This window comes from Mesorhizobium sp. STM 4661 (genome assembly GCF_000359125.1).
Taxonomy (GTDB): domain Bacteria; phylum Pseudomonadota; class Alphaproteobacteria; order Rhizobiales; family Rhizobiaceae; genus Mesorhizobium.
Genome location: NZ_CAAF010000018.1, coordinates 44,531 through 66,985, shown reverse-complemented (window position 1 = coordinate 66,985; position 22,455 = coordinate 44,531). Strand labels below are relative to the sequence as shown.

Annotated in this window: 23 protein-coding genes and 2 pseudogenes; 4 read left to right on the top strand and 21 right to left on the bottom strand. The window is 62.8% G+C overall.

The features are described 5' to 3' along the window. Positions 1–273: 273 nt before the first annotated feature. From MESS4_RS34320 to MESS4_RS05525, 4 genes and pseudogenes are all read right to left on the bottom strand, one after another. Positions 274–630, bottom strand: coding sequence for a hypothetical protein (locus tag MESS4_RS34320; RefSeq protein WP_244441054.1), 357 nt, complete (start codon positions 628–630; stop codon positions 274–276). 174 nt (positions 631–804) lie between these two features. Further along, positions 805–1,038, bottom strand: a pseudogene (locus MESS4_RS31755) (hypothetical protein); the annotation flags it as partial. Positions 1,039–1,081: 43 nt separating this feature from the next. Beyond that, positions 1,082–1,390 (bottom strand): HigA family addiction module antitoxin, encoded by a 309-nt coding sequence (locus MESS4_RS05530; protein ID WP_036240759.1) that lies wholly within the window; start codon positions 1,388–1,390, stop codon positions 1,082–1,084. A gap of 14 nt (positions 1,391–1,404) precedes the next feature. After that, positions 1,405–1,701, bottom strand: a complete 297-nt coding sequence (locus tag MESS4_RS05525) for a type II toxin-antitoxin system RelE/ParE family toxin (RefSeq protein ID WP_006327511.1) — start codon at positions 1,699–1,701, stop codon at positions 1,405–1,407. Between the two features lie 170 nt (positions 1,702–1,871). On the opposite strand from MESS4_RS05525, the gene MESS4_RS34315 reads away from it, so the two are divergent. After that, positions 1,872–2,831, top strand: a complete 960-nt coding sequence (locus tag MESS4_RS34315; RefSeq protein WP_006327509.1) for a DUF1186 domain-containing protein — start codon at positions 1,872–1,874, stop codon at positions 2,829–2,831. A gap of 80 nt (positions 2,832–2,911) precedes the next feature. Here MESS4_RS34315 and recQ read toward each other — a convergent pair whose 3' ends face one another. From recQ to uxaC, 10 genes are all read right to left on the bottom strand, one after another. Beyond that, the gene (gene recQ / locus MESS4_RS05515) at positions 2,912–4,756 is read right to left on the bottom strand and encodes a DNA helicase RecQ (protein WP_036240755.1); all 1,845 of its coding nucleotides are present in this window, start codon (positions 4,754–4,756) and stop codon (positions 2,912–2,914) included. Between the two features lie 268 nt (positions 4,757–5,024). Continuing rightward, positions 5,025–5,777: a sulfotransferase gene (locus MESS4_RS05510; RefSeq protein ID WP_006327506.1), complete on the bottom strand. Its 753-nt coding sequence runs from the start codon at positions 5,775–5,777 to the stop codon at positions 5,025–5,027. A gap of 245 nt (positions 5,778–6,022) precedes the next feature. After that, a complete protein-coding gene (locus MESS4_RS05505) occupies positions 6,023–6,355 on the bottom strand; it encodes a cupin domain-containing protein (RefSeq protein ID WP_006327505.1) in 333 nt (110 codons plus the stop codon). Positions 6,356–6,365: 10 nt separating this feature from the next. Then, positions 6,366–7,124 (bottom strand): 2-dehydro-3-deoxy-D-gluconate 5-dehydrogenase KduD, encoded by a 759-nt coding sequence (gene kduD, locus MESS4_RS05500; protein WP_006327504.1) that lies wholly within the window; start codon positions 7,122–7,124, stop codon positions 6,366–6,368. Beyond that, positions 7,121–7,978, bottom strand: a complete 858-nt coding sequence (gene kduI, locus MESS4_RS05495; protein WP_006327503.1) for a 5-dehydro-4-deoxy-D-glucuronate isomerase — start codon at positions 7,976–7,978, stop codon at positions 7,121–7,123. Before kduI ends, kduD begins: the two co-directional genes overlap by 4 nt. A 22-nt stretch (positions 7,979–8,000) precedes the next feature. After that, positions 8,001–8,777, bottom strand: a complete 777-nt coding sequence (locus MESS4_RS05490) for a FadR/GntR family transcriptional regulator (RefSeq protein WP_006327499.1) — start codon at positions 8,775–8,777, stop codon at positions 8,001–8,003. A 9-nt stretch (positions 8,778–8,786) separates the two neighbouring features. Further along, on the bottom strand, positions 8,787–10,067 hold the full coding sequence (locus MESS4_RS05485) for a TRAP transporter large permease (protein WP_006327497.1): 1,281 nt from the start codon (positions 10,065–10,067) through the stop codon (positions 8,787–8,789). Positions 10,068–10,071: 4 nt separating this feature from the next. Next, on the bottom strand, positions 10,072–10,602 hold the full coding sequence (locus MESS4_RS05480) for a TRAP transporter small permease (RefSeq protein WP_085987805.1): 531 nt from the start codon (positions 10,600–10,602) through the stop codon (positions 10,072–10,074). Positions 10,603–10,703: 101 nt separating this feature from the next. Next, the gene (locus tag MESS4_RS05475; RefSeq protein WP_006327494.1) at positions 10,704–11,681 is read right to left on the bottom strand and encodes a TRAP transporter substrate-binding protein; all 978 of its coding nucleotides are present in this window, start codon (positions 11,679–11,681) and stop codon (positions 10,704–10,706) included. Positions 11,682–11,717: 36 nt separating this feature from the next. Then, on the bottom strand, positions 11,718–13,127 hold the full coding sequence (gene uxaC, locus MESS4_RS05470; RefSeq protein WP_006327491.1) for a glucuronate isomerase: 1,410 nt from the start codon (positions 13,125–13,127) through the stop codon (positions 11,718–11,720). A 181-nt stretch (positions 13,128–13,308) separates the two neighbouring features. Here uxaC and MESS4_RS05465 point away from each other — a divergent pair, with 181 nt between their 5' ends. Then, complete coding sequence (locus tag MESS4_RS05465) at positions 13,309–14,793, top strand: mannitol dehydrogenase family protein (protein WP_006327489.1); 1,485 nt, start codon at positions 13,309–13,311, stop codon at positions 14,791–14,793. 286 nt (positions 14,794–15,079) lie between these two features. Here MESS4_RS05465 and MESS4_RS05460 read toward each other — a convergent pair whose 3' ends face one another. The 7 genes and pseudogenes from MESS4_RS05460 to MESS4_RS05430 form a co-directional block, all read right to left on the bottom strand. Next, positions 15,080–15,487 (bottom strand): F0F1 ATP synthase subunit epsilon, encoded by a 408-nt coding sequence (locus MESS4_RS05460; RefSeq protein WP_006327488.1) that lies wholly within the window; start codon positions 15,485–15,487, stop codon positions 15,080–15,082. 112 nt (positions 15,488–15,599) lie between these two features. Next, positions 15,600–17,165: a F0F1 ATP synthase subunit beta gene (gene atpD / locus MESS4_RS05455; RefSeq protein ID WP_006327481.1), complete on the bottom strand. Its 1,566-nt coding sequence runs from the start codon at positions 17,163–17,165 to the stop codon at positions 15,600–15,602. 75 nt (positions 17,166–17,240) lie between these two features. After that, positions 17,241–18,128: a F0F1 ATP synthase subunit gamma gene (locus tag MESS4_RS05450; RefSeq protein WP_006327480.1), complete on the bottom strand. Its 888-nt coding sequence runs from the start codon at positions 18,126–18,128 to the stop codon at positions 17,241–17,243. A gap of 33 nt (positions 18,129–18,161) precedes the next feature. Then, the gene (gene atpA, locus MESS4_RS05445; protein WP_006327479.1) at positions 18,162–19,691 is read right to left on the bottom strand and encodes a F0F1 ATP synthase subunit alpha; all 1,530 of its coding nucleotides are present in this window, start codon (positions 19,689–19,691) and stop codon (positions 18,162–18,164) included. Then, entirely contained in the window at positions 19,691–20,251 is a 561-nt protein-coding gene (locus MESS4_RS05440; RefSeq protein ID WP_006327478.1) for a F0F1 ATP synthase subunit delta, read from the bottom strand. The genes atpA and MESS4_RS05440 overlap by 1 nt, the downstream gene beginning before the upstream one ends. A 248-nt stretch (positions 20,252–20,499) precedes the next feature. Then, entirely contained in the window at positions 20,500–20,895 is a 396-nt protein-coding gene (locus MESS4_RS05435; protein ID WP_006327477.1) for a DUF4345 family protein, read from the bottom strand. Between the two features lie 97 nt (positions 20,896–20,992). Continuing rightward, a pseudogene (locus MESS4_RS05430) lies at positions 20,993–21,681 on the bottom strand (aspartate/glutamate racemase family protein). Positions 21,682–21,748: 67 nt separating this feature from the next. Between MESS4_RS05430 and MESS4_RS05425 the strand changes: the two are divergent. Further along, on the top strand, positions 21,749–21,994 hold the full coding sequence (locus tag MESS4_RS05425; protein WP_006327474.1) for a type II toxin-antitoxin system prevent-host-death family antitoxin: 246 nt from the start codon (positions 21,749–21,751) through the stop codon (positions 21,992–21,994). Continuing rightward, complete coding sequence (locus MESS4_RS05420) at positions 21,991–22,446, top strand: type II toxin-antitoxin system VapC family toxin (RefSeq protein WP_006327472.1); 456 nt, start codon at positions 21,991–21,993, stop codon at positions 22,444–22,446. Before MESS4_RS05425 ends, MESS4_RS05420 begins: the two co-directional genes overlap by 4 nt. Positions 22,447–22,455 lie beyond the last annotated feature (9 nt).

The following is a 22,455-nucleotide window of genomic DNA, read 5'->3' as shown; positions in this document are numbered from 1 at the left end:
AGCGCTCTCTTTCGACAGCGACGGCATCGGCGGCGCATCTCAAATACAGTTCGCCACGCTTTCCCCGGGTCTCTCGATCACGGCAAACTCATTCTTTGTGACTTGAGCACCGGGCAGGGACAACGTCCCGCGAGGGCTGCCGAACAGCTTCGTTGCCTGCCTCAGCCTCTCCTGCGAGAGTAATTCCAGGAAAAGTGTATGGCGGTTTTCCGTCCGGAATTGCGTAAAACAACACTTAGAGCGGGTCAGCGCTCTATCAAAAGCTGAACCGCTCTAAGTGTTGTGACTGGCGCTTTCCGCTATCATCGCACTCTGCCTTAGGTTGCCGCTGGGCGATTTTGACGCAAGAATGGCCCTGTGGCCGGCCGGCGATGAAACCGGGCTGGAGGCAACGGGCAGGGAACCAACGCTTTGCGCAACATCGACTTCATCTCGTGGCAGAGCGTGCTCGTGACGCTTATCGGCCTGGCGCTTTTCACGCTTATCAGCATCGGCATTCGACTGTTGATGATGTTCACGATCCAGCAGCGCCGCGAACGCACTAACCGTCAGATCAACGAGCGCCTTCGCGACCGCCAGCGACTGGCGATGCGCTTGCGAGCGAAAGGCGGGCGCACTCACGTCCGGCATCCATATCTGTATGGGGCGCAGACCTTGCCGGCGCAGACGTTCACGATGTTCCCGCACCTTCATGCCTGAGGACTTGGGCTTCGATGCCGAGGCCATGACACCCGAAGTCCTGATATCGACGCAATCGACCGCATGCAGAAATCCGTCGAGACGCCGCCGGTCGATCAGTCGCTTCGGCAGGCGGACCATCAGGCGGTGCGTGCCCCAATTGGCCAGATAAAGATGAAGATCGAACCAGCGCTCCATGAACTCGACCGGGTCGCCCTTGAAGTCGCCCCACTCGTAGGAGTTCGTGAAGCCAGTGGCCGTGATCCGCGCCCGCGTCGAAAACTCCCGCAGCGCCCGGCGATCCGCTTCGCTGAGTGGGCGGTCGACCGCCCGAAAATCGTAGTGTTGGTATTCGCTCATGCTGCCTCTCGACCGGCTATCCGAATGCTGTTGCCGACGTGGATCACGCAGCGCTTTTCAGAGGACGAGCACGTTCGATCCGATCGCGTTCCCTGGGTGTGTGCATCGCTTCCCAAAGATCGCCACGCCGCTGCACGTTCAGCCAGAAATCCGGGCTATTGCCGAACACGCGGGCGAGGATGAGTGCGGTTGCCGCGGTCACGCCCCTTCGATCGTTGCACAGTTCGTTGACATGCTTGCGCTGAACACCCATCGCCTCGGCCAACGCGGCTTGCGTCAAGCCCATCGGCTCGATGAACTCCTCGGTCAGTATCTCGCCGACCGTCGCCGGCTTGCGCTTTGTCGTCAGCATGATTTTGCCTCGCTTCATCTGTAGCTGTGGTCATCGAGATAAATGCCGATCGCCTCGCCCCGATCGCCATCCCAGTGGAAGACTAACCGCCATTGCTGGTTGACCCGGATCGAATGGAACCCTGCCAGACTGCCACGCAGCTTCTCAAAGTGATTGCTGGGCGGCACGCGCAAGTCCCGATCGGTCGCCGCATCGTCGATCATCTGGAGCTTGCGGAACAGCCGGCCTTCAAGGTCGGAAGGAATGTTCCGCGAACGGACATCATCCACGAAGAAGGCACGCAGCCACTCATCCCGAAACCCGGCGATCATTCCAACACCATGGTTGTGAGATAATGTACCACTCTATAGGTCACAAGGCAAACTCGCTTCCGTTGCCAGCCCGGACCTTTTGCACGAGAATCTCGCCCCTGCCCAAGATCAACTGTTGAAAGGCAGGCGGCCTGGCGTAGATTTGGCAAGAGCGAACGAATGAGGATGGCATGAAGAAGGAAGAACTCGAAGCAATCCTTGGCGATGGCCAGCCCGATTTCGATCTGGGCGCGATAGAACACCACCTGCATGCCGTGGCGACCGAGCGGCCGGTGCCGGATGTCGCGATTGGGCTTTGCACCATCAGGATCGAAGAATCCGCTCCGGCACTGCTGGCAATCCTCACAAGAGCAGCCGATGGAGCTGCCCTGTCGGACGACGAGGAGATGCTGCTCTTCAGAGGCCTGCATATCCTGGGCGGCGCCCGCCACAGCGACGCATGCCAGCCCTTGCTGCGCCTGCTGCGCCGCCCGGACGACGAGCTCGACAGTCTGATCGGCGACACCGTCACCGAAACCCTGGCGAGCATTGTCGCCGGCGTGTTCGACGGCGATGTCGATGCGCTGTTCGGCATCATCGCCGACCGCTCCGTCGATGAATTCATCCGCGACGCGGCGCTGGGCGCGGTGACCTTTCTAACCTGGGACGGTCGTATCGAGCGTGGCCGGACACAGCAGTTTCTGGAGCGGTTCCACAAGGAGAGGCTGGCTGACGACGACGATTACGCCTGGATTGGCTGGCTGGAGGCAATCGCCATGCTCGCCTTGCGCGATCTCGCACCGCTCGTCCACAGCGCCTGGGACGAAGGCCGCGTGCCGTCGGGGGTGCTTGATCGCAGCCATTTCGAAAGCGACCTCCTGGATGCCGAGCAACGGCCGGACGACATTGACCGGTTCAAGGACGCCAATCTCGGCTACATCGACGATGTGCTCGTGGCGCTGGACTGGACCCGCGGCCTTCATCTTGACGAAGACATTGGGCTTGACGAGGAAGATTGGCAATCGCCCTGGCCAGACAGAGACTGGTCCAATATCACGCCGGCCACAAACCCCTTGCGTGATATCGGGCGCAACGATCCATGTCCTTGTGGAAGCGGCAAGAAATTCAAGAAATGCTGCCTCGCAAACTGACAATCATGGCGAAGACACCAGCAAAATCCATTCCGATTTTCGAGATCATGCGCTGGTTTTGATCCTTCTTGATGGAGGCTTCACACCGACGCTCCAGACAGATGCGCGGCGATTGCGCCAAGGAATATCTCGCCGAATTCCCTGAGCTTTGCGGCGCCGACGCCATTCACCTCGGCGAAAGCGTCGAGGTCGCGCGGGCGGCGTTCGGCCATGTCGATCAGCGTGCGGTCGGAAAACACCACATAGGCCGGCACCTGGCGTTCCTTGGCAAGGCGCAGCCGCAGCGCCTTGAGCGCGGCCAGCAGCGAAGCATCGAGGCCTTCGCTATCACCAGCGGTACCTCCGGCGGAGCGCAGCTTGCCGCGCGCGGCGCGATGCCGCATCTCGACGCGATACTGGAACGGAATCTCGCCACGGCCGAGCGCATGGCCCTTTTCGGCGATGGCGAGACCGCCATGGCCGGACGGATCCGGCTCCAGGAAACCGCCCGCGACAAGCTGTCGGATCAGCGACAGCCAGAAATCCTTCTTATGCACCACTCCGCTGCCGAAGCCGGCGAGCCTTTCATGGCCTCTGGCCAGCACCTTCTCGGTTTCATGGCCGAGTAGAATGTCGATGACATGGGCCGCACCGAAGCGTTCGCCGCTCTGCGCGACCGCCGCCAGGATGATGCGCGCCTCGGCAGTACCATCCGCGCGCGGCACCTGATCGAGGCAGTTGTCGCAATTGCCGCACGGCGACGCTTCCTCTCCAAAATAGCCGAGCAGGACCCGGCGGCGGCACTCAGCCGTCTCGCAATAGCCGATCAAGGTGTCGAGCCGGCCATGCGAGCGCCGCTTGTGCTCCGCCGATGCGTCCTCGTCCTCGATGAAGAGCCGACGCATGCGGATATCGCCGAGCCCGAACAGCATATGCGCCACCGCCGGCCGCCCGTCGCGGCCGGCACGGCCGATCTCCTGGTAATAGGCTTCGAGGCTGCCCGGCATATCGGTGTGGAAGACATAGGCGACGTCAGGCTTGTCGATGCCCATGCCGAAAGCGATGGTCGCCACCATCACCACGCCGGACAAGGTCATGAAGGCGTTCTGGTTGGCCTCTCGCGCCTCCTTGCTCATGCCGGCATGATAGGCGAGCGCGGTGACGCGGTTCTGTTCGAGGAACGCCGCCGTCTCTTCCGTCTTCTTTCGCGACAGGCAATAGACGATGCCGCTGCGGCCGGCATGACGCTGCACGAAATCCAGCAACTGGCGCTTGCTGTTCTGCTTGGCCTCGATGCCAAGCTTGATGTTCGGCCGGTCGAACCCCAACACCAGGCTCTCGACGCGCCCCGCGAATAGCCGCGCGGCGATGTCGTCGCGCGTGGCCTCGTCCGCGGTCGCCGTCAGCGCGATGATCGGCACATCGGGGAAAATGCCGGAGAGCCGCGACAATTCCTCATATTCGCGCCGGAACGCCGGGCCCCATTGCGAGATGCAATGCGCCTCGTCGATGGCGATCAGGCTTACATCGAGCCTGGCCAGCGCTTCAAGCATCCGTTCGGTCATCAGCCGTTCGGGCGCGAGATAGAGCAGGCGTGTCTGGCCCGCCGCGACACGGCGCCACGCCGCGACATTGGCATCGCGGTCGAGCGAGGAATTGATCGTGTCGGCCGCCACGCCGGCAAGCCGCAATGCCGCGACCTGATCCTGCATAAGGGCAACCAGCGGCGACACGACAATGGTGAGCCCGCCCAGAACCAGCGCCGGCACCTGGTAGCAGAGCGATTTGCCCGCACCCGTCGGCATGACGGCCAGCACATGACCCCCGGCCAGCAGCGTTTCCATCACGGATGCCTGGCCGGGACGAAAATCATCGAAGCCGAACACGTCCTTCAGGACGCGGCGCTTGGGATCCTCTGCCCGGACGCTCGCCGCCGATATCTGCATCAGGGAATTTCTGTAATCGGCGCCGCCCGAAAGGGCGGCGCGGGAACGGTCGAACACGAAATCCATGCCGGTTTGCAAGAGGTCTCGACCCCGAAGCAAAATAGACTGGGATTGATTTTCCGCGGATTGGAGAAGACGTGGGAACCGATCAAACTACCCTCCGCGTGCCACTTTGCATTAGCGCAGCTGTCATCGAACCACAACAGGAACAAGTCGCAGCAGGACCAGATCAACCGCCCATTCAGAGGCGGCCAACCGGTTCGCGATCTTATCGACCCGGATCGGCCGGCATGTCATAGCCGAACGCGCCGCAGAAGCCTTCCACGCGGCTGAGAAATGTCGGCGGCAGGCTATGCAGATAGGTCAGGAATTCTTCGTTCCTTTCCCATTTTCTGAGCGAGGTTGCCCGGATCGGGTTGTTCGGATTCTCGCTGAAGCGAATCCGCAGCGCCAACCCGAACGACCGCGCGATTCTTTCCTGCACGGCATCCGGCTCGCCGATCATGTCTTCGTAGCGAACATAAAGGATCTGTCGATGCGGCTGCGCCTTTTTCAGCCGTATCAGCGCGTCGTATTCGGCCAACCAGCGCTCGGGCGTGACATGGAACCGGCGCAACCCCCTTGTTTGCGGATGCGAACTGGTGAGCACGTCGAAGGGATGGCGCACGCAATAGATCAGCCCGATGGCAGCGGGCAGTTTCGCGAGATGGGCATAGCTGCGGGAGGCGCGCTTGACGACGAGATTGGATTCCGGCCGATCCAGCATATCCAACATCGCATAGCGCGCTTCGGGCGGATAGACGAAGGTGTCCCCGAAACATCCCATCAACTGCTGTGTCAGGGTTGTTCCGCTTCGTGCGCAACCCGCGATGAAAATTCTGTTGGGAAACGTGTCGTTTCCGTTCGCCTGTGTCTGCTTTCGCCTTTTCAAGGACAGCGGCGACACGACCCGCCGAAGTTCCCTGGCGAATCGCGAGGTGACTGCCTTGACAGCAGATTCGAACATTCGAACGCCCTTCAAGTCCTGTCTCCGTCGGCGCCGCCTGAAAAAACATCTCCCTCATTGGCTGATATGGGACCGTAATTCCAGCCCTATCCTTCTGGGTACGGATATCGCACCAGCTCTGGCCGATTAATCCTATCTTCACCAAGATTGGGCAGGTTCAAATCCTGCGGTGATGTTTCGAGTACCGCGGCGCCAAAAGCGCCCAGGCAACAGCCCGCGCCTCTCCGGAGGCGCGGGATTTTCGTTCGCGCAAAATGCCGTCAGTCGAGAAAATCAGCGCGGTGCGGCGTGAAGCTGTCGACCAGACGACCCGCTTCGAGCGCCTTGACGCCATGGACAAGGTTGGACGGGACGATGAAGCTGCTTCCGGCTTCCAGGATTTCCGTCCTGCCGTCGATGGTGACCTCGAAGCGGCCCTCCGCGATGTAGCTTGCCTGGACATGCGGGTGCGAATGCAGCGCGCCGACGCCACCCCTCTCGAAGCCGAACTCGACCATCATCAGTTCGTCCGTGTGCAGGAGCACACGCCTGCGGTTGCCATCCGGGGTCGGCGTCCATGCGCCCTCGCCGGCATGCGCAAAAATCTTGGTCATGACCTGCTCCTCATCGCGCCAGCCAGCCGCCATCCACCGGCACCACGGCGCCATGCATGTAGTTGGACGCCGGCGCCAGCAGGAAGACGGCGGCATCGCCGATATCTTCCGGGCCGCCCCAGCGCCCGGCCGGAATGCGCGCCAGGATCGAGGCGCTGCGGTCTGGATCGGCCCGCAACGCCTCGGTGTTGTTGGTCTCGATGTAGCCCGGCGCAATGCCGTTGACGTTGATGCCTTTTGGCGCCCATTCGCAGGCGAGCAGCCGGGTGATGCCGAGCACGCCATGTTTCGAGGCGGTGTAGGAAGCAACGCGGATGCCGCCCTGGAAGCTCAGCACGGAGGCAATGTTGACGACCTTGCCCTTGCGTCCGCCGGCAAGCACGCGTCTGGCGAAGCTCTGGCAGAGGAAAAAGACCGTCTTCAGGTTGATGTCCATCACCTCGTCCCAATCGGCCTCGGTCAATTCGACCGCATCGGCACGCCGAATGATGCCGGCATTGTTGACCAGGCCGTCGAGCGGCCCCTTCTCGTCCCAGACGCGATCGAGCATGCTGGCGGCGGCAGCGGGATCGGCGAGGTCGGCGGCCACGGCCGCGAACGCCCCGCCTGCCGCCGCGACCCTTGCAGCCGTGTCGTCCATCGCCGAGCGACCGACGCCGACCACCGCGCCGCCGGCCCGCGCAATCGAGACGGCGATGCCCTGGCCGATGCCGGTGTTGGCGCCGGTGACCAGGATGCGCTTGCCGGCCAGGCTGAACGCGGAGTTCACCGCAGCTCTTCCATCGCCACCGGGTCGACATCGGTATAGTCGACATTGTCGCCGGCCATCGCCCAGATGAAGGCATAGTTGGAGGTGCCGGCGCCCGAGTGGATCGACCAGCCTGGCGACAGCACCGCCTGCTCGTTGCGCATGACGAGATGGCGTGTCTCGTCCGGCTCGCCCATGAAATGGAACACGCGCGCCGCTTCCGGCAGATCGAAATAGAGATAGGCCTCCATGCGCCGGTCATGCACGTGGCACGGCATGGTGTTCCAGACCGAACCCGGCGCAAGTTGCGTCATGCCGACGACCAGTTGGCAGGTTTTCACGCCCTCGGCATGGATGAACTGGAAGATCGAGCGTTCGTTGCAGGTCGCCTGGCTGCCGAGATCTAGCCGTTTGGCGTCGCCGATGCGGATGACCCGGCTGGGATGGCTCTGATGCGCCGGCGCGCTGAGCAGATAAAATTTAGCCGGCTCTGCCCGATTCACGGAAGCGAACGACACATCGCTGGCGCCCATGCCGAGATAGAGCATGTCGCGCGCCTGCAATTCGTAGGACTGGCCGCTAGCCTTCACCGTACCGGCGCCGCCAATGTTGACGGCGATCATTTCGCGGCGGTCGAGAAAATTCTTCGTACCCGTCGGCTTGATCGCTTCGAGCGGCAGCGCTGTTTCGGCGGGCATGGCGCCGCCGACGATCATGCGGTCATAATGGGAATAGGTCAGGCTGATACGGCCTGATAGAAACAGGCCTTCGATCAGGAAATTGTGACGAAGCTCGTCCGTTCCCATCGCCGCTGCGGCAACAGGGTCGATGGCGAAGCGCGATGTGAAGTCCGTTTGATTATGAATCTGATTCATTGCTGCCCCGACTTCGAGAGGATCATTCGGTTGCCGCGGCCTTGACCGAGTCGGCGTAAAAAACCTGGCGTGCGTGCAGGCGGTTGCTATAGCGCCGCTGGCTGGCGGTGAGATGCGCGCGCATGGCCTCGCGCGCCGCCTCGGCATCGCCCGCCGAAATCGCGTTCAGGATCACCAGGTGCTCGCGTTGCAGCCCGCGCTGATAGACATCGGACTGGGCGAGTTCGGTGGACCACGGCGAGGTCACGTCGCAAGGGATGGCGCGCCGTCCCAGCACGTCGAGCATCTCGACATAGAACGGGTTGTTGGTGGCGCTGGCGATCGCCCGGTGGAAGGCAAGGTCGGCCGGACCTGTCGGCTCGCTGTTGAGCAGCAGCCGCTCGAACTCGAAGAAGGCTTCCTGGATCGCGGCTTCCTGCGCGGCGTTGCGGCGGATGGCGGCGAGCCCGGCGGATTCGATCTCGATCGCCAGCCGCACCTCGAGCACGTTGAGCGCGATCGAATCCTTGGCTCCCATGTCGGCGGCCAGCGCGCCGAACATCGTCGAGATATGCTCGGTGACGAAGACGCCGGCGCCCTGGCGCGGCTCGACCAGGCCGTCGGCGGCAAGCTTGGCCAGCGCCTCGCGGATGACGGTGCGGCTGACCCCAAAGGTTTCGGTCAGTTGGCCCTCGGTCGGCAGCTTCTGCCCCGGCTGGATCTCGCCCGCATGCAGCTGCTTTCGAAGCGCCGCAACCACGGTTTCCGAAAGCTTTGGCTTGCGTTCGACCTTCAGGCTGGTCGCCATGTCCGATGCCATTGCCAACCCCTATTTGAACACGCTCGGCAGCCAGAGCGAGATCGCCGGAATGTATGTGACGAGCCCCAGGACCACGAGGCCCGCCCCATAGAACGGCCAGATCGAGCGCATCGCCTCCCAGACGGATATCTTGCCCACCGCGCACGCCACGAACTGGACCGCACCCACCGGCGGCGTATTCAGCCCAATGCCGAAGTTGAGGATCATGATGACGCCGAAATGCACCGGATCGACGCCGTAGGCCTGTGCCACGGGCAGGAAGATCGGCGTGCAGATGATGATCGTCGGCCCCATGTCCATGAAGGTGCCGAGGAACAGCATCAAGACGTTGAGCAGAAGAAGCACGATCAGCGGATCGTCCGAGATCGCGTTCATTGAGGCTATGAGCGCTGCCGGCACTTTCAGGAAGGCCATCAACCACGAGAACGACGCCGCCATGCCGATGATGAGCAGCACCATGGCCGTGGTACGCACGGCACCATGGGTGGCATGAACGAAACTTTCCCAGGTCATCTGCCGGTAAACGAAGACAGTAACGAGCAACGCATAGATGACGGCGATGCAGGAACTCTCGGTCGCCGTGAAAACGCCCGATCTTACGCCGCCGAAGATGATCGCGATCAGCAGCAGGCCGGGCACGGCGACAGCGAAGAGATGCGCAACGGCGGTGAAGCCCGGAAACGGCTCGGTCGGATAGCCGCGGGAGCGCGCCACGAAATAGGCGGTGATCATCAGTGACAGGGCCAACAGCAGGCCCGGAATGATGCCGGCCGTGAACAGGTCGGCGATGGAGATCTTTCCACCTGCCGAGATCGAGTAGATGATCATGTTGTGCGACGGCGGCAGGAGCAGCGCGATCAGCGCTGCCATCGACGTGACGTTGACGGCGTAATCCGCTCCATATCCACGCGCCTTCATCTGCGGGATCATCAAGCCGCCTACCGCCGCTGCCTCGGCCACCGCGGAGCCCGAAATTCCCCCGAACAGTGTAGCGGTCGCGATGTTGACCTGCCCGAGGCCGCCACGCAAATGGCCGACGAGCGAGCCGGCGAAGGCAACGATCTTGCTGGCGATGCCGCCGCGCACCATCAAGTCGCCGGCGTAGATGAAGAAGGGAATGGCCAGCAGCGAAAAGACGCTCATGCCCGAATTCAGGCGCTGGAACACGATGAGCGGCGGCAGGCCCATATAGAGCACGGTGGCAAAGCTTGCGACGCCGAGGCAGAAAGCGATCGGTGTGCCGATAAGCATCAGAAGGGTGAAGACGCCGAAGAGGATCCAGAGTTCCATGGCGTCAGACCTTCACGTTCGCCGTGTCGAGTTCGGCTGCGACTTCCGCCGGCGGCAGTTCATCGAGCACATCGTCGATCGGCGCACCGGAGAGGCGAAGCACGATGCGCTCCAGCGTGAAGAGCACGACGAGTACGCCTCCCGCGACCAGCGGGACGTAGTCCCAGCCCCCCGATATGCCGAGCGACGGCAAGGTAGCGCCCCAGGTCAGTGCGACCAGCTGGCTGCCATACCAGATCATGCCGATGCCGAAGGCGAGCGCGACCAGGTCCGAGATCATCCTCAGCCAGCGCTTGCCGCCCTTCGGCAGCACGTAGAGCAGAACGTCGAAGCCGAGGTGATAGTTCTCGCGCACCCCGACGGCAGCGCCGAGGAAAATGAACCAGCTCATCAGCATCACCGAGCCCTGCTCGGTCCAGTTCGGCGAGCGGTTCAGAACATAGCGGCCGAACACCTGCCAGGCGACGAAGCCGGTCATCAGCACCAGCCCGATGCCGGCGACCCACAGCGCCACCGTGCTGACGCGCGACATCATGCCCGCAACGCCGGACAGGGACGGTCTCTGTTCTGGGCTGGAGGTCACAGGTTCTCTCCGCAAGAGGATGGCGGCGCGAGAATGCCCGCGCCGCCGCTTGATCACTGCACGGCCTTGATGGCCTCGACCATGGCCTTCAGCTTGTCGTCCTTGACGTGCTTCTCGTAGACCGGACCCATCGCGTCGATGAAGGGCTGCTTGTCCGGGTTGGTGATCTGCGAACCGGCCGCCTCGACCTTGGCGCGCGATTCCTTGACCTTGGCGGTCCACAGTTCGCGCTGCCTGGCAACGCTTTCCTTGGCGGCCGCCTTGAAGATCGCCTGGTCTTCCGGCGTCAGCTTGTCCCAGCTCGATTTCGCCATGACGAAGGCTTCCGGCACCATCGTGTGCTCGTCGAGCGAATAGAACTTGGCGACTTCCGCATGCTTGGCGGTGTCGTAGCTCGGAAAATTGTTTTCCGCGCCGTCGATGACCCCGGTCTCGATCGCCGAATACACCTCGCCATACGGCATCGGCGTCGCGTTGGCGCCGAGTGCCGCTACCATGTCCACGAAGATGTCGGACTGGATGACGCGGAACTTCATGCCGGCCATATCGGCCAAGGAGTTGATCGGCTTCTTCGAATTGTAGAAGGAGCGCGCGCCGCCATCATAAAAGGCGAGCAGCACCAGCCCGACCGGTTCGAACGCCGCCGCGATCTGGTCGCCGACCGCTCCGTCCATAACCTTGCGCATATGCTCTTCCGAGCGGAAGATGTAGGGCAGCGAGGGCACGGTGGTTTCGGGGATGAGCCCGTTGAACGGCGCCATCGAGATGCGGTTGAGGTCGATCACGCCGCTGCGCACCTGCTCGATCGTGTCCTTTTCCTCACCGAGCTGCGCGGAATGATAGACCTCGACCGCATAGCGGCCGGCCGTACGCTCCTTCACAAGCTCGCCGAAATATTTGACCGCCTCCACCGTCGGATAGCCGTCCGGGTGCGTGTCGGACGAGCGCAGAACCGTCTGGGCGCTTGCCGTTCCGGCCATCAGTGCGGCGGCAAGCAGCGCAGCTCCCGCCAGTCTTGGAAAATGCAACATGGTTTCCTCCCTTTGCATTGCGGGCGAGTCGCCCCTTCAGAGCCGATAAGCTTTTTTCGCAAGCGTATAGGCAAGTTCCTTTGCCAGTTCATGCGCTTCGTCTTCACGCAGCCGATGCTCGGCGACGAGGCGGGCCAGATAGGCACAGTCGACCCGGCGCGCCACATCGTGGCGAGCGGGGATGGACGGAAAGGCGCGGGTGTCGTCGTTGAAGCCGACGGTGTTGTAGAAGCCGGCGGTTTCCGTGGTCATCTCGCGGAAGCGGCGCATGCCTTCCGGGCTGTCATGGAACCACCAGGCCGGCCCGAGCTTCAGCGCTGGGTAGACGCCGGCAAGCGGTGCCAATTCGCGGGCATAGCTGGTCTCGTCGAGCGTGAAGAGGATGATGGTCAGCTCGCGCTCCAGCCCGACGCAATCGAGCAGCGGCTTCAGCGCCGTCACATAGTCCGTCCGTGTCGGGATATCGAAACCCTTGTCCCGGCCGAATCTCTGAAACATGGAAGGCGAATGGTTGCGCCAGGAGCCGGGATGGATTTGCAGGACCAGCCCGTCGTCGCGGCTCATCTTGGCCATCTCGGTCAGCATCTGGGCGCGAAACAGTTTGCGCTCGCGCTCGTCATCCGAACCGCGGCGAATGCGGTTGTAGAGCTCCTCGGCGGCGGCAGCCGACAGGTTGGCCGTCTCCGCCGTAGGATGACCATGATCGGACGCGGTCGCGCCGAAACTCTTGAAGAAGTCGCGCCGCTGGCGATGCGCGTCGAGATAACCGGCCCAGTTGCCCGTATCGCAGCCGCTGATCTCTCCAAGCCGGTCGAGATTGGCCGAAAACCCCTCGAAATCGGGATCGATCACTGCATCCGGCCGATAGGTGGGAATGACGCGGCCTTCCCAGCCGCTGTCGCGGATCATCTGATGCCATCCGAGATCGTCGAGCGCCCCGTCAGTCGTCGCGATGACCTCGATGTCGAAGCGCTCGAACAGGGCGCGCGGCCGGAAATTCTCCCACCGCAGCAGCTTCGCAATCATGTCGTAGTGGCGGTCGGCCGTCGCCGCGTTCAGCGGCTCCTCAATACCGAACAGATGGGCAAGCACATGGTCGAGCCACAAACGGGTCGGCGTGCCGCGAAACAGATAATAGTGCTCGGAAAAGCGCCGCCAGATCGTCCTTCCGTCGGCTTCCACCGGCGAGCCGTCCAGGTTGGAAACGCCGAGATCCTCGAGGCGCACGCCCTGGCTGAACAGCATGCGGAAAATGTAGTGATCCGGCACGACAAGCAATTGCGCCGGATCGGGAAACGCCTCGTCCAGCGCATACCAGCGCGGATCGGTGTGGCCATGCGGGCTGACGATGGGCAGATTCTTGATCCCGGCATAGAGATCGCGGGCGAGCGAAAGCTGGCGCCCTTCGGCAGCAAACAGCAGATCCGGATCGGTCAATCCTGCCACTTCGGCCTCCCAGGGTCCTATCGGTAGGGACGGTAAGAAATAATGTCAACATACAAAAACTGGATTGTTGTATGATGACTTCGCGTGAGGTTGCCCCATTGTGTGGAAAGGAGCCGGATGTTACGCCGCCCGCCTATCATCCCTTATGACAATCCGCGCAATCCAACTGGACACGCCGCCCATGACGAGCAGACGCCTTTCCAACAGCACATGGCAGGCATTGCCGGCTTCGGTCGCGGTCCCCTCGTATGACCGTACCCGCGTCGCGCCCGGCATTGTCCATCTCGGCGTCGGCGCCTTCCATCGTGCCCACCAGGCAGTTTATGTCGATGATTGTCTGGCGGCGGGAGAGGCGGATTGGGGCATTGTCGGCGTCTCGCTGCGCAGCGCAGACACACGCGACGCACTGGCGCCGCAGGACGGTCTCTACACGCTGGCGGTCAGGGACAGTGGCGGCGAAAGCTTGCGCGTCGTCGGCTCAATCCTCTCACTGCTGGTGGCGCCGGAAAATCCCAGCGCGGTGCTGGCCGCACTGACCGATCCGCGCACCCGTATCGTCACTTTGACGATTACCGAAAAGGCTTATCTCCGGGCGGCCGGCGGCGACCTAGACGCGGCTCATCCCGACATCGTCCACGATTTGGCGAACCCGCAAATGCCGAAAACGGCGCATGGTTTCCTCGCCGAATCGCTTGCGCGCCGCCGCATCGCCGACTCTCAGCCCTTCACTGTGCTCTGCTGCGACAACCTCCCTGCCAATGGCGCGACGCTGCACCGGCTGCTGGTCGAATTCGCCGCGCTGCGCGAGCCAGGTCTCGCAAGCCATATTGCCGACACCGTCGCATTCCCGTCGAGCATGGTCGATCGCATCGTGCCGGCGACCACCGATGCCGACCGGACGCGGATATCAGACCAGCTCGGCGTCGAGGACGCCTGGCCGGTCATGACCGAGCCGTTCCGCCAGTGGGTGATCGAGGACGATTTCCCGGCCGGCAGGCCTTCCTGGGAAAAGTTCGGCGTCACCATGGTCGGCGATGTCGGACCCTTCGAGGACATGAAGCTCAGGCTGCTCAACGGCTCGCATTCGGCGATCGCCTATCTCGGCCTGTTGAGCGGCCATGCGACGGTCGACCGCGCCTTCGCCGATCCGGCGATCCGGCAATTCGTCGACCAATTGTGGGCCGAGGCCATCCCGACACTGCCGCAGGACGCAGGGCTCGACACGGCAGACTACACCGCGCAGCTCGCCCGGCGCTTTTCGAACACCGCGCTCGCCCACCGCACGGCGCAGATTGCCAATGACGGCAGCCAGAAACTGCCGCAACGTATCCTCGCATCCGCGATCGAGCGGGCCGAAGCCGGCTTGCTGTCCGAGCATCTGACGCTGGTGATCGCCGCGTGGATCGCGGCGTGCGAGGCACGCGGCAAGACCTTGCCGGAAAACCATTTCACCGATCCGTTGGATGTACCGCTGGCCGTGCTTTTCAGCCGGAACCTGCCGACGGACGAGTTGGTGGCGGCTGTATTCGACCTCGCCGGTTTCGCCAAGGACCACGCCGAGCGCCAGCCGCTGATCGAGTCCGTGGCCACCCACCTCGTCCATTTCAGGCAGGGTGGGCCGGCTCTTGCTCTCGCTGCGCTTGGGATACCGGGCGCTAGGCCGTAGGGTGACCTGGCGCCGGACGGCGGCGGGACAGCGCCCCCCTCTGTCCTGCCGGACATCTCCCCCACGGGTGGGGAGATTGGCTGTCACTGCGGCTTTCGCCAATCTCCAACGTTCCCGAATTAGCGCCGGCATCACAGCTGCCGATCTCCTCCTTGTGGGGGAGATGTCCGGCAGGACAGAGGGGGGGGCGCGAAGGATCGCTACAGAACGCTCATTCTGCGCCGCCAATGTCATAGCATGGGTGCCAGGGCCTGCGCTCCGCTTCGCCCCAGGATGAGTACCTGCCTCAGGCCGGCAGGATCGCGCCTTCCAGCGTGGTGAGCTGGCTAAGGAACTGCTCGGCCTTGCTGCGGGCCTGGTCGTCCTTGGCGTCGGCGGCGTCTTCCTTGGCTTCCTGGATGCGGCGGGCAAGGTCGGCGCGGTCGATGTCGCCGACGGCAACCGCCGATTCGGCGAGCAGCGTGCAGCCGGCCGGAACGATGTCGGCAAAGCCGCCGAACACCACGTAGCGTTCTTCCTTGCCGACGGCGGTCTTCACCGTGACGACGCCCGGCTTGATCGTGGTCATGACCGGCGCGTGATGCGCCATCACGGTCATCTCGCCTTCGGCGCCCGGAATAACGACGGCCTCGACCTGCTCGGAGACAAGCAGGCGCTCCGGCGAGACAAGTTCGAATTGGAAAGCTTCAGCCATGTCAATTTAGTGAGTAGGGAATAGGACCTAGGCAGTAGCAAGTGGCCCTAACCGGCCCACATCACGCAGCTGCTATTCCCTACCCACTACTGACTACTCCCTATTCCCTAAATTAAGCCGCTTCGGCCGCCAGGCGCTGTGCCTTCTTGACCGCTTCATCGATGCCGCCGACCATGTAGAAGGCGGCCTCCGGCAGATGGTCGTAGTCGCCGTTGCAGAGGCCCTTGAAGCCCTTGATGGTGTCGGCGAGGTCGACCAGCTTGCCCGGCGCGCCGGTGAACACTTCGGCGACGAAGAAGGGCTGCGACAGGAAGCGCTCGATCTTGCGGGCGCGGGCAACCGTCTGCTTGTCCTCTTCCGAGAGTTCGTCCATGCCCAGGATGGCGATGATGTCCTGCAGCGACTTGTAGCGCTGCAGGATCGACTGCACCTGGCGCGCGACGCCATAGTGCTCTTCACCGACGACCAGCGGGTCGAGCATGCGCGAGGTCGAATCGAGCGGATCGACCGCGGGGTAGATGCCCTTTTCCGAGATCGCGCGGTTGAGCACGGTCGTCGCATCCAAGTGGGCGAACGAAGTCGCCGGCGCCGGGTCGGTCAGATCGTCGGCCGGCACGTAGATCGCCTGCACCGAAGTAATCGAGCCCTTGGTGGTGGTGGTGATGCGCTCCTGCAGCGCGCCCATGTCGGTGGCGAGCGTCGGTTGGTAGCCCACGGCCGACGGAATACGGCCGAGCAGCGCCGACACTTCCGAACCCGCCTGAGTGAAGCGGAAGATGTTGTCGACGAAGAACAGCACGTCCTGACCCTGGTCGCGGAAATATTCGGCGACCGTCAGCCCGGTCAGGCCGACGCGCGCACGCGCGCCCGGCGGCTCGTTCATCTGGCCATAGACGAGTGCTGCCTTGGAACCTTCGCCGCCGCCCTTCTTGTTGACGCCGGATTCGATGAACTCGTGGTAGAGATCATTGCCTTCGCGGGTGCGCTCGCCAACGCCGGCGAACACCGAGAAGCCACCATGCGCCTTGGCGACGTTGTTGATCAGTTCCTGGATCAGCACCGTCTTGCCGACGCCGGCCCCGCCGAACAGGCCGATCTTGCCGCCGCGGGCGTATGGCGCCAGCAGGTCGAGAACCTTGATGCCGGTGATCAGGATCTGCGCTTCCGTCGACTGCTCGACATAGGACGGCGCAGGCTGGTGGATGGAGCGCATCTCGATGCCGTCGACCGGGCCTTCCTCATCGACCGGCTCGCCGATGACGTTGATGATGCGGCCGAGCATGCCCGGTCCGACCGGCACGGTGATCGGCGCGCCGGTGTCATAGACATCCTGGCCGCGGACCAGGCCTTCGGTCGAGTCCATGGCGATGCAGCGCACGGTGTTCTCGCCGAGATGCTGGGCCACTTCGAGGACGAGGCGATTGCCGACATTGACCGTCTCCAGCGCGTTCAGGATCGCCGGCAGCTGATCGCCGAACTGCACGTCGACAACGGCGCCGATGACCTGCCGCACCTTGCCGACCACACCCGTCTTCTTGACGGCCACGGTCGCTGCCTTCGTTGCGGCAGCCTTGGCGGGCGCGGCCGCCTTCTTGGCCGGAGCGGCCTTCGCCGCTGCTGCCGGAGCCTTTGCCGGTGCCGCCTTCGCGGCGGTCTTCGGGGTCGCTGCTTTCGCCATCGTCTTTGCCCTTTTTCGTCTTTCTGTTTCCGACACGATCTGCTTGAAGGTCCCTGACCCCAAGCAAAACCGCGCCTAGAGCGCTTCGGCGCCCGAAATGATTTCGATCAATTCCTTGGTGATCTGCGCCTGCCGCTGGCGGTTGTAGGTGATCGACAGTTTGTTGATCATGTCGCCGGCGTTGCGCGTCGCATTGTCCATGGCGCTCATCTTGGCGCCCATCTCGCCAGCTGCATTTTCGAGCAGCGCGCGGAAGACCTGGACCGAGATGTTGCGCGGAATGAGGTCGGAGAGGATTTCGCCCGGCTCCGGCTCATACTCATAAACAGCGTTGCCGCCATTCGTCGTCTCGGTGGCGGCGGCCGATGGCACGCCGGCCGGAATGATCTGCTGCGCCGTCGGGATCTGGCTGATCACCGACTTGAACTGCGAATAGAACAGCGTGCAGATGTCGAAGCCGCCCTCGTTGAAGAGGTTGATCACCTTCTTGGCGATCGCGTCGGCATTGACGAAGCCCAGCGTCTTGACCTCGCGCAGATCGACGCGGTCGAGCACCAGCGACGCGTAGTCGCGGCGCAGTATGTCGAAGCCCTTCTTGCCGACGCAGATGATCTTGACCTGCTTGCCGTCGGCCAGAAGCTTGCGGATATGGTCGCGGGCGAGGCGGGCGATCTGCGAATTGAAGCCGCCGCACAGGCCGCGCTCGGCGGTGCAGACGACGAGCAGGTGCACGTCGTCCTTGCCGGTGCCGGTCATCAGCGCGGGAGCATCGCCACCGTCGCCGATCGCCTGGGTGATGTTGGCCAGCACCGCGCCCATGCGCTCCGAATAGGGGCGCGCGGCTTCGGCGGCTTCCTGCGCGCGACGCAGCTTCGCCGCGGCGACCATCTGCATCGCCTTGGTGATCTTCTGCGTCGCCTTGACCGAGGCGATACGGTTACGAAGGTCTTTTAATGAAGGCATGCTTCAAACCTGATCCCGTCCGTTCGGCTTTTCTCAAGCAAAGGTCTTGGCGAAGGCGTCGATCTCCGCCTTCAGCTTGGCGCGCAGATCGTCCGACAGCGCCTTCTCCTTGCGGATGGCCTCAAGCACGTCCTTGCCGGCCGAGCGCATGTGGCTAAGCAGCCCGTGCTCGAACTTGCCGACCTGGTTGACCGGCAGCTTGTCGAGATAGCCGTTGACGCCCGCGAAGATAACCGCGACCTGCTCCTCGACCTTGAGAGGCGAGAATTGTGGCTGCTTCAGCAGTTCGGTCAGGCGCGAGCCGCGGTTGAGCAGGCGCTGCGTGGCGGCGTCGAGATCGGAGCCGAACTGCGCGAAGGCCGCCATTTCGCGATACTGCGCGAGCTCCCCCTTGATCGAGCCGGCGACCTGCTTCATCGCCTTGATCTGCGCCGAGGAACCGACGCGCGACACCGACAGGCCGACATTGACCGCCGGGCGGACGCCCTGGAAGAACAGATTGGTTTCCAGGAAAATCTGGCCGTCGGTGATCGAGATGACGTTGGTCGGGATGTAGGCCGACACGTCGTTGGCCTGCGTCTCGATGATCGGCAGCGCGGTCAGCGAACCGCCGCCATTGTCGTCATTGAGCTTGGCCGCGCGCTCCAGCAGGCGCGAATGCAGGTAGAACACGTCGCCGGGATAGGCTTCGCGGCCTGGCGGGCGGCGCAGCAGCAGCGACATCTGGCGATAGGCGACAGCTTGTTTCGACAGATCGTCATAGCTGATCAGCGCGTGCATGCCGTTGTCGCGGAAATACTCGCCCATGGTGCAGGCGGTGAACGGCGCCAGGAACTGCATTGGCGCCGGATCGGACGCGGTGGCGGCGACGATGATCGAATAGTCGAGCGCGCCGCGCTCTTCGAGAACTTTCACGAACTGCGCGACGGTCGAGCGCTTCTGGCCGATAGCGACGTAGACGCAGTAAAGCTTTTCCTTCTCCGGCCCGTGGTCGTGCACCGACTTCTGGTTGAGCATGGTGTCGAGGATGATCGCGGTCTTGCCGGTCTGGCGGTCGCCGATGACCAGCTCGCGCTGGCCGCGGCCGACCGGGATCAGCGCGTCGATGGCCTTGAGGCCGGTCGACATCGGCTCGTTCACCGATTTGCGCGGGATGATGCCGGGCGCCTTGACGTCGACGCGCTTGCGCTCCGTCGCCTTGATCGGACCCTTGCCGTCGATCGGATTGCCGAGCGCGTCGACGACACGGCCGAGCAGACCCATGCCGACGGGCGCGTCGACGATGGCGCCGGTCCGCTTGACGGTGTCGCCTTCCTTGATGTCGCGGTCGGCACCGAAGATGACGACGCCGACATTGTCGGCTTCGAGGTTGAGCGCCATGCCGCGGATGCCGCCGGGGAACTCGACCATCTCGCCGGCCTGGACATTGTCGAGGCCGTAGACGCGGGCGATGCCGTCACCGACGGACAGAACCTGGCCGACTTCGGAGACCTCGGCCTCCTTGCCGAAATTCTTGATCTGGTCTTTCAGAATTGCGGAAATTTCCGCGGCGCGGATGTCCATCAGCCGACCTCTTTCAGTGCAAGCTTGAGCGAATTGAGTTTGGTTTTGAGCGACGTATCGATCTGGCGCGAGCCCATCTTGACCACCAACCCGCCGAGCAGCGACGGATCGACGGTGACGGTGATCGCCACATCCTTGCCGGCAACGCTTTTCAGCGCCGCCTTCAATTCATCCTGTTGGGCCGCCGTCAGGTCGTGCGCCGAGGTGACCTCGGCGGCGGCCTCGCCGCGATGCTCGGCGGCGATCTGGCGGAACGCCTTGATCATGCCCGGCACCGCGAACAGCCGGCGATTCCCAGCGACGACGCGCAGGAAATTACCGGTCAGGCCGGTGATCCCGGCCTTGTCGTCGATCGCCGCGATGGCCCTGGCCTGATCCTCGCTGGAAAACACCGGGCTCTTGATCAGCCGGGCAAGGTCGGCGCTGCCGTCGAGCATGGCTTCGAAGCTGTTCAGGTCGGCCTCGACCTTGGCGACCGAATTTGCCTGCTGGGCGAGTTCGAACAGCGAACCCGCATAGCGCTCTGCGACACCTGAGATTGGCGATGACGATTGGGCCACGGACCGTCTTTTCTCTTGTCTGACAGGCCGCAGATTGTTGGCGCGAGCAATAAACTCTGGCTAAATCTTTGACCTTACTGCATTTTTTAAAGCACGGAGGCGCGGCTTCCGCTATCCCCGGCCGAAAGTCGATTGCCCTCTAGCACAGGCATTTTAAGACCGCAATGCGTCGTTCCGCATGGTTTTCAGGCACTATTGTCGCATCCGGCGGCTGAGTTCACCCGAAGCCCTTGGATTAGCCTTTGGATTCAGGGCAAAAAGCCGAAGGCGAAGGCAAGCGGCAGCGCCGCCAGCACTAATTCCACCACGATCGAAACCCAGTTGAAAGGTGTGTTGGCGCCGTCCGACATCATCGACAGCAACCGGCCGAAAGCGGTGAACAGCCAGGAAAAGCCAAGCGCCATGTAGAGCAGCGGCTGCGCCAAGAGGATGCAGCACAGGCTGACCCCGAGATAAAAGCCCGACATCCGGCCGCGCCCTTCCGCGATGGCCGCCGCCTTCTCGGGCTTGACTTGCAGCCTGAGTATCCGGAAGGCCAGCCCCGGCGCCAGGAACAGCAGCAGGCCGAGCACCAAGGTCACGACGGCGCTAGACCATGCCAGCCACTCGCCCTGGCTCATCGGCCACGGAAACGCAAATTCCATCCTTGTCCCCTCGTAACTGCCTGTTTCGAAATTTCGGGCATTCTAGCGAAGGAAGAGACATGCGCCAGATGGCGGCCGGCACTTTAGGAAAAGCGCATCAAGAGAGCGCGAAGTCGACCGCCGCCTCGGCATGGATGCGCGTCGTATCGAATACCGGAATGTCGAAATCCGGCTGGCCGATCAGCATGGTGATCTCGGTGCAGCCCATGACGACGCCGTCGATCTTTTCATCGCGCCGCAGGCGGGCGATTTCGTCGATATAAGCCGCCTTTGATACGGCGCTGACGATGCCCTGGCAGAGCTCGTCGTAGATCACGCGATGAACCATATCCCGCCCGGCTTGATCCGGCACTACCGGCTGCAGCCCGTACTTCTCGATAAGCCTGCCCTTGTAGAAGTCCTGCTCCATGGTGAAGCGCGTCGCCAACAAAGCCGGGCGGCTGACGCCGGCCTGGCTGACCGCGGCAGCCGTGGCGTCGGCGATGTGGATCAGCGGCATCGACACCGCCGCCTGCACCTGATCGGCCAGCTTGTGCATGGTGTTGGTGCAGATCACCAGCCCCTCCGCACCGGCTGCTTCGAGCTTGCGTGCAGCCTCGGTGAGAAGCGTGCCGGCACCTTCCCAGTCGCCAGCATGCTGGCGATCTCGGCGAAGTCGAACGACCAGAGCAGCAATTTCGCCGAATGCAGCCCGCCGAGCCGCTCGCGCACGATCTCATTGAGCAGCCGATAGTAGATGGCCGTTGATTCCCAACTCATGCCGCCAAGAAGGCCAAGGGTTTTCATAAAGACTGTTCCTTTTCCTCCACGGTTCCTATATTGTGACCACATGAGACCACAAGGAGTTTCACACATGAGGACAATGCAGGTACGAGAGGCAAAGGCGAGCTTGTCTGCGCTCGTCGAGGCGGCGGCGAATGGCGAGCCTACTACCATCACCAAGCATGGCAAGCCGACTGCCATGGTTGTACCGATTGATGAGGGACGGAAACTTTATCCGCAAGGTAGCCAAAAAGACTTCGTGGATTTCTTGCTTCAGTATCCAGGCGGTATCGAGCTAGAGCGGAACCAATCGCCGTCGCGAGAGGTCGAATTTTGAGCGACTATTTGCTTGACACGTCTTTTCTCTCGGCCTTTGCACCTGACCGCCCCCTGCTTCCATCGCATGTGCAGAAGTGGGTCGCCGATCAAAGGGAGCGCGGCTCCTGGCATATGTCGTCAATCGTTGTTTTAGAGGTGGAAAGAGGCATCGCGAAGCTGAACCGGTCGGGTGGGCATGCGAAGGCGGAACGCATCCGTCGCTGGTTCGAAAGTTTGCTTATCGAGTTCGACCAGCGCATCCTCCCGGTCGATGTTGCAATTGGGCGAGAGGCCGGGCGATTGGAGGACAGCGCTAACGCCAGGGGCGTCAATCCTGGCCTGGCAGATGTCCTGATCGCAGCGACTGCTCGTTTGAACGGCCTGTCTGTCTTGACAGCCAATGTGCGGCATTTTGCGACTCTCGATGTACCTTACCTGAACCCGTTCGTTGAGGCCGGCCCAAAAGCGTAATTCTTCGAG